The organism is Bacteroidota bacterium, assembly GCA_016183775.1.
Lineage (GTDB): Bacteria > Bacteroidota > Bacteroidia > JABDFU01 > JABDFU01 > JABDFU01.
On record JACPDY010000047.1, the window covers coordinates 68,731 to 83,903 of the forward strand.

The following is a 15,173-nucleotide window of genomic DNA, read 5'->3' on the forward strand; positions in this document are numbered from 1 at the left end:
TCTATCGACCCTCAACTTCTTTTCCAGCTATATTACAGGTCACGCCGGGCGGAGCGGAGTCATTATGGCATCAGCTTAACCTTATACTTATCAGCCATTTTTTCCATCTGCGCTATGGAAATATTGTGAATGTTTTTGCCCCCATGCCGGTTCTCGACAGTAATCACAAATATCCTGTAATCATATTCAGCAGCGAGTTTAAAATAAGGTTCCATTTCCCATTCCAATGTAAATGTATTGTCAACCAAAATTTTGGGGCAACCCATTTCCATTTTTCCCTTTGTTTGTTTTTCACATTGCGTATAAGCCAGGTGGTTTTTTTTATGATCAAAATTATATTCTCCTGTATGCACATGGGTGAAATAACTGTCAATGGAAAGGACAGGATATTTGCCATTTTCACTGAGTAATGCGGCAAGTGTTGATTTTCCGCTACCGGGCAAACCACGAAGTAATATTAAAGAGCATTGGTGTTGAAGTCCAGGCTTCATTAATCTTAGTTTAGCCGTATACCGGCATCTTCAATTGTGATAACACGCTCGCGATATAAAGCTCCAATCGCTTTTTTATACGTCTTTTTGCTGACGCGGAACATTTCGTAAATGCTTTCGGCTGAACTTTTGTCATTGAGCGCGATAAATCCGCTTTTCTCTTTCAGCTTATCCAATATCTGTTTCGAAATATCATCCACCTTTTCGTAGCCGGGTTTATGTAGTATGAGATCAACTTTTCCATCGGGCCTGATTTTACGAATATATCCTTTAAGCTGCTGTCCTTTTTCGAGCGATTCAAACACTTCATTTTTATACAACACCCCCGTATGCGTTTTGTTTATCATGGCTTTGTAACCAAGGTCGGTCTTACTGAGGATCAACAAATCTACCCCCTCACCTTCTTCAAAATCAGCAGGGGATCGGTCCAGGAATTTCTCCGGTTTGGCTGATGCAACAATGCGATTCGTTTCAACATCAAGGTAAACAAACACAACATAAGATTTTCCAACTTCCAGTTTTTGCTTTTGTTCACGAAACGGAACCAGCAAATCCTTCGGCAGACCCCAATCTAAAAAAGCGCCAACTGAATTAACACCAACCACATCAAGCAGGGCAAAATCACCAACCGATGCAAATGGCCTTTCGGTTGTGGCAATAAAGCGATCTTCCGAATCAAGGTAAATAAATACTTCCAGTTTATCCCCCGGCTTAGTGCCTGCGGGCACATATCTGCGCGGCATTAATATTTCACCCAGCTGCTCCCCATCCAGGTAGATCCCGAAATCAAGTTCTTTAACAACACGTAACGTATTCAGTTTTCCTATTTCAGTCATAAAATTCGTTCATACGTAGATAATTTGCGAGTGACTGATCGTCAGTTTTTGCGCACGACGGGGCATGGCTATTTCCCTTTCGGTGCCTCAATGAGGTTGCCCTCCACATTTATCTTCAATTGTTTTAATTTGGTCAGTTTAGGGGGTATGTTGTTCAATTTATTATAGCTTACATCCAGTCGTAACAGATTAACCAGTCCCGATAATTCGTTTGGTATTTCAACCAGTTGATTATTACTGATGTTCAAATATTTCAGGAGTGAAAGCTTACCAAGCTCTTTTGGCAAGGTCTCCAGAACATTATTACTTGCATCAAGGAGTTCAAGTTTCCCCAGGGTTCCTATATCCACCGGCAAAAAAGGCAGGTAATTGTGGTCAACACGCAGCTCTTTCAATAAAGGTAGTCGTGCCACTTCATACGGAAGCAGCATCAACTGGTTGCCGGACAAACTAAGTACCTCCAGGTTTTTCAAAGCCAAAATAGAAACCGGCAATTCCGGTATTTGATTGTTATCAAGGATAAGCACGCGCAGATTCAGAAGTTTCGCCAGCTCTTCGGGATATGCCATTAAAAATTTATTACTCAGATCGAGGGCCATCACTTTGTCAGGCTCCCTAAGTGCAAGTGACAGATCGGTATAAACCGGGTAGACATTCCTGATGTTATAATCAATTCCCGGCCACTTTACCTGGGCATTAACTTCAACAGCAGCTATTGCAGCGATAATTATTGTATAAATTTTAATTTTCATTATGAAGAATATTGTGTTTAGTAAAGCTACAAAGTTAATGCACCATCAACGAATTACGAATAAAAAAATAACTATTACGAATGTTCAAACTTAATAAATCAACAACCCTATTAAATTCGTATCCCTTCGTTATTCGTTGATAATAAACGCAGGCCCTGAACGACAGCATCATTTTTCGTAAAAATGCATTTCAACAATGTATTTATAAACTGCTTCGGGCAAATAATGACGTATATCTTTTTTATCACGAATAGCTTCACGTATAAATGTTGAGGATATTTCCATGATCGGAGCCCCGGTCAATTTTACTTTGGGGTGATCGGGCCTCACTCCACCGCTCTCCTTCAGGGAGGGAGTACCAGTTTGCCGCGGATAAACATATAGCTCGTATTGCTTCAAAATCTCTTCGTAATTTTTCCACTTGTGAAATGTTTGCAAATTATCCATACCGATAATAAGCGCAAATTGGTTAGCCGGATACTTTTCCTTTAAATAGGCAAGTGTATTGATCGTATAAGATGGCCGGGGCAATTTGAACTCAATATTACTGGCCTTAAAGCGGGCATCATCCGCGATAGCCTCTCTCACCAAACGTAACCGATGCATATCGGACAACAACGTTTTTTTCTCTTTCAACGGATTGTGCGGTGATACCACGAACCACACCTGCTGAATGCCGGTGAAAGCAACCATGTAATTTGCAATGGCCATATGGCCAATATGGATGGGATTGAAAGAACCGAAGAATAAACCGATTTTCATCAACGAATAACGAATAAAAAACGAATTTACGAATAACCCGACAATTTACTCATTCGTAAATTCGTACCAATTCGTTATTCGTTAATACAGCACCACTTCATAAGGCATACGCGCCTGCATACCTTTCAGATCGATCATTTCTTTATAATGCATATAATGATCATACGTTTCGCCCAGTTGTTTTTTCAGCATTTTGGTTTCAATATCATCACTGATGTCTTTCAGCAGCTCTTCTAAAATTTCTTTTTGCTTAGGCAGTTCCACAATTTTATATTTATCCAGCTTTGCTTTCTTAGCCGCGATCTTAATGGCATCGTTAATGCCTCCTAATTCATCCACGAGACCAATCCTTTTCGCGTCAATCCCACTCCATACCCTGCCCTGCCCTATACTGTCAATTTCGGCAGTTGTTTTTTTGCGACCATCGGCTACTTTACCGATAAACACATTGTAAATATTTTCCACACTTTCCTGTATGAACTGATTCTCTTCAGTAGTAACGGGCCGGTAAACACTCCCGATATCTGCATGCCTGTTGGTATTTGCTGTATCAATAGTGATGCCCAATTTGTTATTAAAGAATTTTTGCGCGTTCGGAAGTATGCCGAATACACCTATAGAACCTGTGATCGTGTTCGGTTCCGCAACAATAACATCGGCGGCGCATGAAATATAATAGCCTCCCGAAGCCGCCACATCACCCATCGATACAACAATCGGCTTAACCTTTTTTGCAAGGAATACTTCCCGCCAGATAACATCCGAAGCAAGCGCACTGCCGCCCGGTGAATTCACACGAAGCACAATGGCTTTTATGTTGCTGTCCGAACGCGCTTCACGAATGGTTCTTGAAATACGCTCTGATCCCATAGAGTCGTCATCGCCCTCCCCGCCGCCGATGGCCCCTGTAGCATAAATAACGGCTATCTTTTCTTTACCTAATCTTTTTTCTTTGCTGCGTGAATGCGTGTAATCACTTATATCCACATAATTGATCTTCTCCTTTTCTTTCAGACCAAGTTTGTTTTTCAGCTCGGCAATAATTTCATCTTTGTATTTAAGCCCATCAACCATTTTAAACTTCACTGCATCTTCGGGTTGGCGGATACTTAACTGATCAGCAATTTGATTCAATTTATCCGCCGGAATATGCCGGCTTTTTGAAATACCATCCACTATGTGATCCCAGATCGCATTCAAATATGTCATTGTTTGCAGGCGATTGGCTGCACTCATCTTGTCCAGGTCAAATGGCTCAATAGCACTTTTAAATTTACCATGACGAAAAATCTGAGCGCTTATTTCCAGTTTTTCCAAAGTGCCTTTAAAAAACATCATCTGCGCACTCAATCCTTTCCAATCCAGATTACCTTCGGGGTTCAGGTAAATTTTATCGGCCACGCTCGACAAGTAATAGGCACCCTGGCGGTACGATTCACTGTACGCTAAAATAAATTTTCCCGAGGTTTTAAAATCAATAAGCGCGTTCCGAATTTCTTCAATAGTAGCAATACCAGCAAGAAGCCGGCTCATGTCGATGTAAATACCTTTGATATCCGCATCTGTTTTTGCCTTTTTTATGTTTTCAAGAATATCGTTAAGTCCGATCTCTTTTTTACCGGACATAGAAGAAAAATCAAAATTCCTGAATGGATTTTTGGGTGTTCGTTCACTAATGAGCGTTTCAAATTTCAAATGCAGCACTGAGTTGGGCTTAACAGTAATCGATTTCTCTTCTGATGCCGAAGAAATAATACCGGCAATAAGAACAACAAAAAAAAGCACCACCAGCACCAGCGTGATAATTAAACCTGTGACTGTAGCTAATACATATTTAAAAAACTGCTTCATAATAATATAGTGTTAAATTTTTAAGTAAAATTAATTAATAATATTCAAGCCTCTCTTAATATTGTATGAACGGTATGTGCAGAATGAGAACGGTTAAGTCAAGAATGCTTTAATATTTCGTTCGTTTTGAATAACCCTGGATAACGCAATGCGAAATCAACAACATAATTATTTATTGCCATTACGTTTTGAGATAACCCAAATGCTATCAATTCGGGCTCACTGAGTTCCGCCAAAACTCCTAGCTCAATTTGGGTAATTGTTAATCTTATGCTAATAATAAAGTTTGCCTGAAAGTGAAAATTTTTGTTATTTAACACCATAATTTATGAAAAAGGCCTACCTCTTATTAGGATCCAATTCCGGCAACCGCCGACAGAATCTTTTAGACGCATTGCAGCATATTGAAAATTATGCCGGCAAGGTGATAAAAAGCTCATCGGTATATGAAACAGCTCCCTGGGGCAACCCCGATCAACAAAATTTTTTCAACCAGGCTGTTTTGATCGAAACTCACATGGAACCTACTATACTATTACACGAATTGCTGGCCATTGAACGCCTTTTAGGCCGAAAACGCGGTGAAAATGAAGCTGAAAAATGGGCTCCACGTATAATTGACATAGATATTCTATTTTACAACAACGATACCATTCAAAATGAACAACTTACAATACCTCACCCTCATCTGCATGAGCGAAACTTTGCTTTAAAACCTATGTTAGAGCTGGCCCCCGATCACAAACACCCTGTAACAGGTAAAAACATTGAACATTTGGCCAAAAATTGTACGGATACCCTCGCCGTTACAAAAATCAACTAAACTACTTCGTCTGAAGTACCATTTATTCGCTTTCAAAGAACAGATGCCTGCCTGCCGTTATAAGTCCGCGCGTGACAGGCAGTGAACCCGCTGCATATCATTTTTCTGACCCTATTCGCCTGTCCTACTCGTTTCATAATAAGAAACTTACAAATATCTTTCTTATTTTAAAAAAATGCTTATTTTTGCACCTGTCTGAAGAAAACCTTCAACCAAACACCAAACAAGAAAAACTTTTACTAATGAAAAATAGAACGTTACAAACTCTGGGGCTTGCAGTAATTGCAGCCATCGGATTTACAGCCTGCGACGGATTGGGTAAAATGGTAAAAAAAGCCAATACCGTTCAGTACACAGTTACGCCGAATCCTATTGAAATGCATGGCGATACTGTAACAGTTACTGTAGCAGGCAAATTCCCGCCAAAATATTTTGGTAAAAAAGTTACACTTACAGTTACCCCTGTAATTAAATATAACGGTGGTGAAAAGGAACTTAAACCAACTACTGTCATTGGCGAAAAAGCGGTTGGTACAGGAACGAAAATTCCTTATGCAATGGGCGGAAGTTTCTCCTACTCGGATCGTACAGCTTATGTAAATGGCATGGAAAAGGCCACTGTTGAAGTTAAGGCTTCTGGCCAGGTGAAGAAAAAGGTAAAAGAATTGCCAATGGCAAAAATTGCTGATGGAACAATGGTTACTTCTTTACTTGTTAAAAGTGATGAGAAATCTATCATGGGCAAGGATGCCTTTACCAAAACCAAACCGGTTTCCGCTAACTCTGTTATTTACTATGTTGTAAATCAATCAAATGTTCGTCCTGGTGAGATGAATAATACCGAAATGAAAGCATTCAAAGAGTTTGTCGAAAAAGGACTTGCAAAAGGTTATATGCTTAAAAATATTTCTATTTCCGCCTATGCTTCTCCGGATGGCGAACAGAGCCTCAACTCTAACTTAGCTACAGAACGTGCCACTTCGGCCTCTAAAGCGCTGATGGGTATGTTCAAGGACAAGAAAACAAAATTTGAAGCCGGTCAGAAAGAAGAATTTTATACAAATATTGGTAAAGGTGAAGACTGGGAAGGCTTCAAGACAATGATGGAACAATCAGAAATAAAGGATAAAGAACTTATTCTGCGTGTACTGACCATGTATTCTGACCTTGACCAACGTGAAAAAGAAATAAAAAATCTTTCTAAAACATATACTGAGGTATCAGACAAGATACTTCCAAAATTGAGGAGATCAATGATCACACTAAACGGCGAAGAATTGAGCAGAACTGATGATCAGATTATTAAATTGGCCACCTCCACTCCTGACAGCCTTTCTGTTGAAGAGTTATTGTATGCAGGCGCCAATCTTACAAAGGATATGAACACCAAACTCAGCATTTACAAAGCAGCTGAAAGAATGTATCCTACAGACTGGAGAGCGATCAACAACACAGGTTGTATTTACTTAATGCAGAACAAAGTAAATGACGCAGAAGTTCAATTCGATAACGCGGCTAAACTGGATGCAAAAAACACAGCAGTTAAAAATAACCAGGGTATTGTTGCCCGCTGGAAAGGCGATCGTAACAAGGCAACAGCATTTTACAAAGATGCTGCCGGTGCAGGCCCTGAAGTTAATTACAATATGGGCATCATTGATATCATGAATGGCAGCTACGCCAGCGCGGTATCAAACTTCGGAAGCTATGAAGCGTTTAACATGGCTCTTGCAAAAGTATTGAACGGCAGCGCGGATGCCGCGGTTCAAACGATTGATGCTTCTGATGACAAAGACACTGCTTTGGGTTATTACCTGAAAGCTATTGTTGGTGCCCGTACCGGGAAATCTGACATGGCTATCAATAATCTAAAAACAGCTATTGGAAAAGATTCTATATTCAAGTCAAAAGCAGCGGACGATGTTGAATTTATCAAGCTAAGAGAAAATGCTGACTTTAAAGCATTAGTACAATAAAGCTTATTACCATGTAAAATAAGAACGGCTCCGATAACGGAGCCGTTCTTATTTTATGCCAATGGAAACAAAGTCGTACTACCGCCTGAGTTTTAAAAACAGATCCCAGATCACGATCCCCACACTAATTGCTATATTCAGCGAATGCTTCGTGCCAACCTGGGGGATCTCGATTACACCATCGCATAAATTGACGGTCTCCTGCTCCACCCCTTTCACCTCATGGCCAAATACAACCGCAATTTTACTGCCGGTATCCGGCTTGAATTTATCCAAACAAATTGACCCATCAACCTGTTCAACAGCATATACTTTATACCCTTTTTCCTTTAACTGCTGAATGGCATCTGCAGTAGTTTTAAAATGCATCCAGTCCACCGTATCTGTCGAACCCAATGCGGTCTTTTGAATCTCCTTGTTTGGCGGTGCACCTGTAATACCGCATAAATACAACGATTCGACGAGGAAGGCATCAGCTGTGCGAAATACAGAACCGACATTATTCAAACTGCGGATATTGTCAAGCACAACAACGATAGGTGTTTTAGATGATCGCTTAAACTCATCTACCGTTTTCCGGTTCAGCTCTTCGTTTGATAATTTCCTCATGCTGCAAAGATGGGGATTTTAGATATCTGTTATTAGTTGTTGGTTGTTAGTTTCTTGAGAAACTGCCAACAGTCAACTAATACCAATTCAGGGGTGTTAAAAACTTTAAAACACGCACTTAAATTGTATTTGTATTTTAGCTCAATGGCTGTAAACAGAAGTATGATAAAAAGTGCCGCATCTCCGGTCGAAACACCGCTGATGAAGCAATATTACGCGATTAAAGGAAAATATCCTGATGCATTGTTGCTGTTTCGTGTAGGTGATTTTTATGAAACTTTTGGAGAAGATGCTGTTAAAACATCGGGGATACTGGGCATTGTTCTTACCCGGCGGGCCAATGGCTCAGCTTCATTCATAGAATTGGCAGGATTTCCCCACCATTCACTCGATACCTATTTGCCAAAATTAGTGCGGGCCGGACAACGCGTTGCGATATGCGACCAGTTGGAAGATCCCAAAATGACTAAAACCATTGTAAAACGAGGAGTTACTGAACTGGTAACTCCCGGTGTTTCATACAATGACAAAGTACTTGATCACAAAACAAATAATTTCCTCGCCAGCATTGCCCTAAACGACAACCTTGCAGGTGTATCTTTCCTGGATGTATCGACCGGTGAATTTCTTGTTGCGCAGGGAACACTGGAATATGTAGATAAACTTCTGCAAAGTTTCCGCCCCAGCGAAGTGCTGTTCCAGAAAAACAAAAAGAAACAATTTCTCGAGGCATTCGGTGAAAAATTCTATTCATACGGACTCGATGATTGGGCTTTCACACATGAGTTTGGCCACGAATCCCTGCTGAAACATTTTAACACCAAATCCCTTAAAGGTTATGGTATTGAAAACCTCGACACAGGTATTATTGCTGCCGGCGTAGCGCTGCATTACTTAGCCGAAACACAGCATGATAAAGTAAAACACATCACCGCCGTTTCGCGCATTGAAGAAGAAAAATACGTTTGGCTGGATAAATTCACAATACGCAACCTCGAACTATTCGGGTCTTATAATGAGAACGCAAATACACTCATCAATGTAATTGACCAGACCATTTCACCCATGGGATCCCGCATGCTTAAACGCTGGCTGGCCCTGCCATTAAAAGACAAAACACCCATTGATGACCGGCTTGAATGCGTTGACTACTTTTTAACGAACGAAGAGATCGCGAACCAGATAGGTTCCTATATAGAATCCGTAGGTGACCTGGAACGTATTGTTTCAAAAGTAGCCACTGCGCGCATATCGCCTAAAGAAGTAGCGCAATTAAAACGGGCTTTAACCGCCATTCAACCTATAAAAGAATTGCTGGACAAAGCAGAAAATAGTTCTTTAAGGAAGATCGCTGAACAGCTCAACCCTTGTAAAACAGCTATAGATAAAATAGAGAAAGAGCTGCAACCGGAGCCTCCTTTTTTGGTACACAAAGGAAATGTGATCGCGGAAGGCGTGAATGCCGAACTGGATGAGCTTCGTAAAATTGCCTACTCCGGGAAAGACTATTTGCTGCAGATACAACAGCGCGAATCGGAACGGACAAACATTCCTTCATTGAAAATCGCTTTTAACAGCGTGTTTGGATATTACCTGGAAGTTACAAATACACATAAGGATAAAGTGCCCGGCGACTGGATGCGTAAACAAACCCTTACCAATGCCGAACGTTATATTACTGAAGAGCTGAAACAATACGAAGAAAAAATCCTGGGTGCTGAAGAAAAAATACTTGCACTTGAAGTGCGGCTGTTCAATGACCTGGTGATCGCTCTGGGCGATTATATCGCTACCATACAACTGAACGCTTCGCTTGTGGCACGCATTGATTGCCTGCTTTCATTTGCATCTGTGGCATTAAAAAATAATTACGTGCGCCCGCATATAAACGACAGCAAAATACTTGATATAAAAGATGGCCGCCATCCTGTTATTGAGCGCCAGCTGCCCATTGGCGAAGAGTATGTGGCTAATGATGTTTACCTGGATAATGATACACAACAGATCATAATTATTACGGGTCCCAACATGTCGGGTAAGTCTGCGCTTTTGCGGCAAACAGCATTGATCGTACTGATGGCACAAATGGGCTGCTTTGTTCCCGCCAGGCATGCCAATATTGGTTTGGTGGATAAGATATTTACACGAGTAGGTGCTTCCGATAATATTTCATCAGGTGAATCAACATTTATGGTGGAGATGAATGAAACAGCAAGCATCCTCAATAATGTATCAGACAGAAGCCTTATCCTGCTGGATGAAATCGGACGCGGAACCAGTACGTATGATGGCATCTCTATTGCCTGGGCAATTGTCGAATTTTTACATGAACACCCGGCCGCGAAAGCCAAAACGCTCTTTGCAACACACTACCACGAACTGAACGATGTAGCGAGCACATTCAATCGTGTGAAAAACTTCAATGTATCGGTAAAAGAACTGGGCAACAAAGTATTATTTATGCGCAAACTGGTGCAGGGCGGCAGCGAGCATAGCTTTGGTATCCACGTGGCACAAATGGCCGGGATGCCCAGAAAAGTAGTTGAAAGGGCCGGAGAAATATTGAAGAAGCTGGAAGCCAGGAGCCAGGAGTCAGGAGCCAGAAGACAGAAGCCTGCCGGACAGGCGGCAGCTCAGATGTTAAGTGAACCCGGAACCCGCCTGCGGGCCGAACAGCCCTTCAGCGGGCAGGCCCGGAACCCGGAACTTGAAACCAATAGCGATATGCAGCTCAGCTTTTTTCAACTAAACGACCCTGTTTTGGAGCAGATAAAGGACGAGATCGTAAATACCGATATCAATACATTAACGCCTGTAGAAGCGCTCATGAAATTGAATGAGATCAAAAAGCTTATTGGTGCCTGATACCCATTTAAAGAATTGTTCTTAACCGGTTCCTATTGAGTTCACTATACATCCGAAATCAGAACCGGTTATACCCGCAGGTCCGCCAATTTACTTTTTGCAAATTCATTTTTGCTGGGGTATAATTAAAATATTCCTTACATTAGTTCACCTTAAAAACCAAAACCAGCACACATGAAAAAAATATTTTCTCTCCTGTTTCTTGTGATCGCGTTTGCATGCCAATCACAAAATGCCACACATCCAACAAACATTAAAGAATCGGAACAAAATATATTTGCGCTTGGAGCAAATGATACAAAAGTCGTAAATGAAAATAGTGTCAATACAATCGAGCCCAGAGATCATATAACTACACCAGGCGATAAAGCAGAAAACGTAAAAAAGGAAGATAAAAAAAGACAGGACAAAAAAGCCTCGAACAAAGCAGGCAAGAGAGTACAGGTAAACCCCGTATACATCATTGTGGGTATTGTGGTAGCTGCTGTTGTTATCTATTTCGCTACTTCTTCAAGAACCACTAAAATGTAAGCTTTAGCGTTTATTTATTGCTTTTATACTTCTATTTACTCACCCTCTTTAAATAAGGCATATTATACCTGTTTTTGAATAAACATTTATGCTTTTTGTCCAAAAACATAAAAACAGAAATGAGAAAACACCGAAATTGCCTGTTTTTAAAGGCTTTCCGTTCTTTTCACTTCCGGCAGCCTGCCGGCAGGTTTGCAGAAAAATTTAACCTTCAATTTGTCGTAAACCCAAAAAATTATTTATTAAATTAGCTATCTAATAGAACCCAATACAAACCCTTACCCATCATGGCAAAAAAGTCTAAAAAAAAACCGGCAAAGAAAAAGGCAACTAAAAAGAAAGTGACAGCGGAAGTTGAAGTAATCAGCTATACCGAGATCATAACTCCATCAACTATCGATAACGATCCGATAATGAACGAAGCTCCCGAGCAACCTCAATCGGAAACGCCAACAGATACTTTATTTTAACATTCCTTTATGCAAACGGGAACGGTTAAGTCATTCAATGAAATGAGCGGGTATGGATTTATTAAGATTGATGAAACAGGCGAAGAGATCTTTGTTCATCAATCAGGATTGATGTGTGAAATCTGTAAAGGTGATAAAGTAACTTTCCAGATTACAGAAGGCAAAAAAGGCTTGAATGCAACTAATGTAAAGCATGCTGAGTAATTTGTCCGGTACTATTACATCCTTATTTACCAACCATAATAGTGTTCCGCATATACAGCTTTCTCATTGTAATCCACAAACAACTAATTACCAATATATTACGACCATATTTCGCAAAAAGAGTTGTTTGTGGGTTTTATTTTTTTGTTTACATTTGCAATCCTCTTGCGCCAAGGTGTAAGAGTACATAAGCGGAAGTAGCTCAGTTGGTAGAGCGTAACCTTGCCAAGGTTAAGGTCGCCGGTTCGAGACCGGTCTTCCGCTCGAAAGAGTTCAAAGTTTAAAGTTCGTTTTGAACTTTTAAGCTTTGAACTTTTTTATTGCCTAAAATAGGATTTTAAGACCTGCTTATACTCTTTTATTTTACATTCTTAATTCATCATTCTTTATGTCCACCCTCGTTAAAGTTTCGGCGGACGAAGCGTCAAGACTATTAGCGTCGGTGTTACCTTCCCAGCCCGTCCGAAGGAGCTCGAACTGACAATTGTGAGTCACTTCGGGGAGGCTCAATTTCAAGCCGTATCCAGAAGTGATGCCAATAAATTTCAACCCTTGATTCACATTATTTTTCAAAGGAGTAATACAGATGTAAGAAAATAACTCATTATGGATTTTTATTTAATAAAAATTCGCCGAAGTTGCGAATGGTTATTTTCAGAACTATGACACAAAAGAGAATTACATTAATATTTCTATTTATTAGTTTGTTTTCAACAGTTTCTCATGGGCAATCTGGCTCATCAGGGGATCCCTTCACCGCTGTTGGTCAGACTCTGGGAGTTACAAGTGCTGGGACATATTATTTTAATTTGGATGGTGTAACATTTAATACATATGTAGATATAAACGGATATGTGCAAGTGGCAATTGATTTTGGAAACGGGACCGGGGATTTGCCCGCAGGAACCAGTTTAACTACCGGCAGTCGCGGTATATTAAACTCCACTGTTCTCGCATCACTTGCTTCAATTACTGAAGTTAGAATATCTTCAAGCACCGGTAATGTGGATGTTGTTACATTGAATTCAACTATTATTTCCAGAGTTAAGAATAACCAAACACTTGATCAGGGTGCTGTAGATAATGCAATCAATAACGACTGGACTGGTACTAATGCAGGGTGTTTTACCTGCGATGCCAGTTGCAACAATGGAGTGGGAAATTTACATCAGAATATTTTTCACCCATGTGGCAATGGAGGGGGATTCCACTGGGTACAAAGCTCCGACGCTCAACGGGAAATATGGAATTCCGGTGAAGTTACCAATGAAACTTCCTTTCATCTGTGGGTAAGAGATGCTAATTATCCACTTCCAATTAAATTGTTAAACTTCCGTTCTCTTGCTACAGATATAGGAGTAAAATTAATGTGGGAAACCGCTTCTGAAATCAATAATGACTATTTCATCGTTGAACGTTCAAAGGATACCAGGAGATGGGAATATGTAGAAAAAATTAAAGGAGCTGGTAATTCATCTGAACTTATAAGCTATACTTCCATAGATGAAATTCCTTTAGCAGGCGTTTCTTATTACAGGTTAAAGCAGACCGATTTTGATGGCAATTATACTTATTCATCAATAAGCTCGGTTACTACGGAGACAAAATTAAGTACACCCTTTTCATTATATCCCAATCCAACAAATGATCGAGTTACTGTGCAAGCTGATAAAATGGAAATGGAATACGTTAAAATATTTGAGTTATCCGGAAAGGATGTGACTTCTTTGGTTGATATTTCTGTGGAAGGTGAATCAAAAGCTGTAATTAATTTGTCGAAATTGGAGCCAGGTGTTTATTGGATCAAATCAGGTATAGGTACAGGAAAAATCTACAAGTGGTAATAGAAAACCGATTTAAATAATCTTTTTTCCTTACATTTGTCCCGCTGAAGGGTGATTTTAATATGAAATCCTCCTAAAAATAAATTTTTTTAGGGGGTTCTTTTTTTAACAGGACTTTAAGCCCTATAAAATTGTGGGGCAGTTAGAAGTGAAAATATTAAAATAAAAAGTACTTTGTCTGGGTGGTGGAACTGGTAGACACGCAGGACTTAAAACCTGGGGTATGAATAAGGATTTATAAGCCTTATTAGGAAAAGAATGAGAATAACGCTCTTTGAGATAGTAAATAAAAAGACCCATTGCCTGGGTGGTGGAACTGGTAGACACGCAGGACTTAAATTAAAATTTGAGTGCTCCCTGAGAAATTAGGGAAGTAGAACTTTTCAAATTCGGGGAAACCTTCTTCTAACAATTGTTAGAAATGGCAATCCCGATCCAAGCCCCAAGAAATTGGGGAAGGTGTAGAGACTAAACGGAAAGTACCTAAATTCTGATTCATCAGAGTATGGTAAAGAGATAGTCCAGACTACAAATTCCGGTTTACCGGAAGCAGCGAAAGCTGTAGTGAGTAAGAAAATCCTGTGGCTTCACGGCCGTACGGGTTCAAGTCCCGTCCCGGGTACCATGCGGGAGATTCTCCACCAGAGTCTCCCAAAACAAGCCCCGCAACTGCGGGGCTTGTTTCTTTTAATCCCTTTAGTTTAGCCACTTCTGTATAGGGTTGAACAAAATCAAACTCAATTTTTTTTGCCCTCAAAATGCGGTTCGTTCCAACTTTTTCTATTATTGCTTTAATTTGATTATTATCTTCTGATAAAGCTATCTTTCCCGCGCCATTAGCAGCTTTTACCCAGCCCTTCAATGGTTCGAGCCAAAATGCGCCCTTTTGTCCAAAATCCTCCTTACGCTTATTAAGGTCTACTTTTGTTTTGATAAGCTCTTCCTTTCTTTTGACGTATTCGCCTTTTTCCAAAAGGCCGTCTAAGAATGAAGTTACGAGCTTATCAAGTTTTTGTTCGGTCCCGAGTTTGACACTTGATTTTTAACAATTCAGCAATGATGTGGGTTTGCGGGCATGGGGTTAGGTTTGTGCCACTACATTTTGGGTTCTGTCTTAAGAATTTTGGGCGGGATTTGCATTCCTAAGGTTTTGAAGAGT

Annotated in this window: 14 protein-coding genes and 1 tRNA gene; 8 read left to right on the plus strand and 7 right to left on the minus strand. The window is 40.3% G+C overall.

Annotated elements, in window-relative coordinates; translation table 11 throughout:
- Positions 1–62 precede the first annotated feature (62 nt).
- The 5 genes from HYU69_06260 to sppA all read right to left on the minus strand — a co-directional run bounded on the left by HYU69_06260 (position 63) and on the right by sppA (position 4,692).
- A complete protein-coding gene (locus HYU69_06260) occupies positions 63–491 on the minus strand; it encodes an ATP-binding protein (protein ID MBI2269949.1) in 429 nt (142 codons plus the stop codon).
- Positions 492–496: 5 nt separating this feature from the next.
- Positions 497–1,327, minus strand: coding sequence for a GntR family transcriptional regulator (locus HYU69_06265; GenBank protein ID MBI2269950.1), 831 nt, complete (start codon positions 1,325–1,327; stop codon positions 497–499).
- A gap of 68 nt (positions 1,328–1,395) precedes the next feature.
- A complete protein-coding gene (locus HYU69_06270) occupies positions 1,396–2,079 on the minus strand; it encodes a leucine-rich repeat domain-containing protein (protein MBI2269951.1) in 684 nt (227 codons plus the stop codon).
- A gap of 168 nt (positions 2,080–2,247) precedes the next feature.
- A complete protein-coding gene (locus HYU69_06275) occupies positions 2,248–2,841 on the minus strand; it encodes a nicotinate-nucleotide adenylyltransferase (protein ID MBI2269952.1) in 594 nt (197 codons plus the stop codon).
- 81 nt (positions 2,842–2,922) lie between these two features.
- Complete coding sequence (sppA, locus tag HYU69_06280; protein ID MBI2269953.1) at positions 2,923–4,692, minus strand: signal peptide peptidase SppA; 1,770 nt, start codon at positions 4,690–4,692, stop codon at positions 2,923–2,925.
- A gap of 328 nt (positions 4,693–5,020) precedes the next feature.
- Here sppA and folK point away from each other — a divergent pair, with 328 nt between their 5' ends.
- The gene (gene folK / locus HYU69_06285; GenBank protein ID MBI2269954.1) at positions 5,021–5,515 is read left to right on the plus strand and encodes a 2-amino-4-hydroxy-6-hydroxymethyldihydropteridine diphosphokinase; all 495 of its coding nucleotides are present in this window, start codon (positions 5,021–5,023) and stop codon (positions 5,513–5,515) included.
- 242 nt (positions 5,516–5,757) lie between these two features.
- Positions 5,758–7,491 (plus strand): hypothetical protein, encoded by a 1,734-nt coding sequence (locus HYU69_06290; protein ID MBI2269955.1) that lies wholly within the window; start codon positions 5,758–5,760, stop codon positions 7,489–7,491.
- Between the two features lie 78 nt (positions 7,492–7,569).
- On the opposite strand, the gene HYU69_06295 is transcribed toward HYU69_06290, so the two are convergent.
- A complete protein-coding gene (locus tag HYU69_06295; protein MBI2269956.1) occupies positions 7,570–8,100 on the minus strand; it encodes an RNA methyltransferase in 531 nt (176 codons plus the stop codon).
- A 162-nt stretch (positions 8,101–8,262) separates the two neighbouring features.
- On the opposite strand from HYU69_06295, the gene mutS reads away from it, so the two are divergent.
- The 6 genes from mutS (at position 8,263) to HYU69_06325 (ending at position 14,014) form a co-directional block, all read left to right on the plus strand.
- Positions 8,263–10,965, plus strand: a complete 2,703-nt coding sequence (mutS, locus tag HYU69_06300; protein MBI2269957.1) for a DNA mismatch repair protein MutS — start codon at positions 8,263–8,265, stop codon at positions 10,963–10,965.
- A 174-nt stretch (positions 10,966–11,139) separates the two neighbouring features.
- Positions 11,140–11,496: a hypothetical protein gene (locus tag HYU69_06305; protein ID MBI2269958.1), complete on the plus strand. Its 357-nt coding sequence runs from the start codon at positions 11,140–11,142 to the stop codon at positions 11,494–11,496.
- 287 nt (positions 11,497–11,783) lie between these two features.
- Positions 11,784–11,966 carry a hypothetical protein gene (locus HYU69_06310; GenBank protein MBI2269959.1) on the plus strand — a complete coding sequence of 61 codons (183 nt, stop codon included), beginning with the start codon at positions 11,784–11,786 and terminating at the stop codon, positions 11,964–11,966.
- A gap of 9 nt (positions 11,967–11,975) precedes the next feature.
- A complete protein-coding gene (locus HYU69_06315; protein MBI2269960.1) occupies positions 11,976–12,170 on the plus strand; it encodes a cold shock domain-containing protein in 195 nt (64 codons plus the stop codon).
- Between the two features lie 191 nt (positions 12,171–12,361).
- Positions 12,362–12,434 (plus strand) — tRNA-Gly (locus tag HYU69_06320).
- Positions 12,435–12,832: 398 nt separating this feature from the next.
- The gene (locus HYU69_06325; GenBank protein MBI2269961.1) at positions 12,833–14,014 is read left to right on the plus strand and encodes a T9SS type A sorting domain-containing protein; all 1,182 of its coding nucleotides are present in this window, start codon (positions 12,833–12,835) and stop codon (positions 14,012–14,014) included.
- 526 nt (positions 14,015–14,540) lie between these two features.
- Here the strand turns inward: HYU69_06325 and HYU69_06330 are convergent.
- Entirely contained in the window at positions 14,541–14,987 is a 447-nt protein-coding gene (locus HYU69_06330; GenBank protein MBI2269962.1) for a hypothetical protein, read from the minus strand.
- Positions 14,988–15,173: the final 186 nt, after the last annotated feature.

Coding starts and splice junctions, on each gene's coding strand:
- HYU69_06310 (MBI2269959.1), top strand. CDS start 11,784: ATGGCAAAAAAGTCTAAAAAAAAACCGGCAAAGAAAAAGGCAACTAAA.
- folK (MBI2269954.1), top strand. CDS start 5,021: ATGAAAAAGGCCTACCTCTTATTAGGATCCAATTCCGGCAACCGCCGA.
- HYU69_06265 (MBI2269950.1), bottom strand. CDS start 1,327: ATGACTGAAATAGGAAAACTGAATACGTTACGTGTTGTTAAAGAACTT.
- HYU69_06275 (MBI2269952.1), bottom strand. CDS start 2,841: ATGAAAATCGGTTTATTCTTCGGTTCTTTCAATCCCATCCATATTGGC.
- HYU69_06260 (MBI2269949.1), bottom strand. CDS start 491: ATGAAGCCTGGACTTCAACACCAATGCTCTTTAATATTACTTCGTGGT.
- HYU69_06325 (MBI2269961.1), top strand. CDS start 12,833: ATGACACAAAAGAGAATTACATTAATATTTCTATTTATTAGTTTGTTT.
- HYU69_06315 (MBI2269960.1), top strand. CDS start 11,976: ATGCAAACGGGAACGGTTAAGTCATTCAATGAAATGAGCGGGTATGGA.
- HYU69_06305 (MBI2269958.1), top strand. CDS start 11,140: ATGAAAAAAATATTTTCTCTCCTGTTTCTTGTGATCGCGTTTGCATGC.
- HYU69_06290 (MBI2269955.1), top strand. CDS start 5,758: ATGAAAAATAGAACGTTACAAACTCTGGGGCTTGCAGTAATTGCAGCC.
- sppA (MBI2269953.1), bottom strand. CDS start 4,692: ATGAAGCAGTTTTTTAAATATGTATTAGCTACAGTCACAGGTTTAATT.
- HYU69_06270 (MBI2269951.1), bottom strand. CDS start 2,079: ATGAAAATTAAAATTTATACAATAATTATCGCTGCAATAGCTGCTGTT.
- HYU69_06295 (MBI2269956.1), bottom strand. CDS start 8,100: ATGAGGAAATTATCAAACGAAGAGCTGAACCGGAAAACGGTAGATGAG.
- mutS (MBI2269957.1), top strand. CDS start 8,263: ATGATAAAAAGTGCCGCATCTCCGGTCGAAACACCGCTGATGAAGCAA.